The organism is Paenibacillus turpanensis, from assembly GCF_011421635.1.
Lineage (GTDB): Bacteria > Bacillota > Bacilli > Paenibacillales > YIM-B00363 > Paenibacillus_AK > Paenibacillus_AK turpanensis.
Genome location: NZ_WTLI01000065.1, coordinates 1 through 663 on the forward strand (window position 1 = coordinate 1; position 663 = coordinate 663).

General features: G+C 43.3%; 1 pseudogene. It reads right to left on the reverse strand.

From position 1 onward, the window contains the following. Positions 1–583 (reverse strand): annotated as a pseudogene (locus GQS10_RS23415) (IS3 family transposase); the annotation flags it as partial. Positions 584–663: the final 80 nt, after the last annotated feature.

Below are 663 nucleotides of genomic sequence, written 5' to 3' on the forward strand. Positions count from 1 at the left end.
GAAGCGGCTTTAAGAGGCTTATATTGAGCCACGGTGTAGGTGGAAACCAGACCTTGTTCTTTCATGATGCGGCCAATTCTACGTCTGGATACAATCAGTCCGCGTTCTTGGAGCTTAACTTTAAGCTTGCGTGTGCCATATGCTTTTCTATTCTTATGGAAAATCTCCACAATCGCTTCCGATATATCGTCTTCGTTCGGTTGTTCTTTCGCTTCATAGTAAAACGTACTTCTTGCGATCTGTAGGACGTCGCACATTGCTGATACCGAGTATTTATCAAGGTTGTTTTGGATGATAGTTACTTTCGTCCCATGATCAGCGCGGCTTGCTTTAAAATATCCACCTCCATTTTCAGGCGCTGGTTCTCTTTACGTAAAGCCAGCAGCTCATTTTCTTCTGACGATCGATTATCCTTCTCCTTGAAGGAACCCGTTGTCTGAGCTTGCTTGATCCAGCGGTCTAAAGCGGAGGCAGTGAGATCATATTCCTCTACAATCGCTGCTCTAGTTTTCCCGTTTTCATAGAGTTCCACCATTTGTTTTTTGAATTCTGAAGTAAAGGTACGCCGTTGTTGTTTTGGCATTGTAGAGATCCGCTCCTTAAGATAATAGGTCTATTCTACAAGCCCTTATTTTTTCTGTCCAACTAAGTGTAGACGATCCA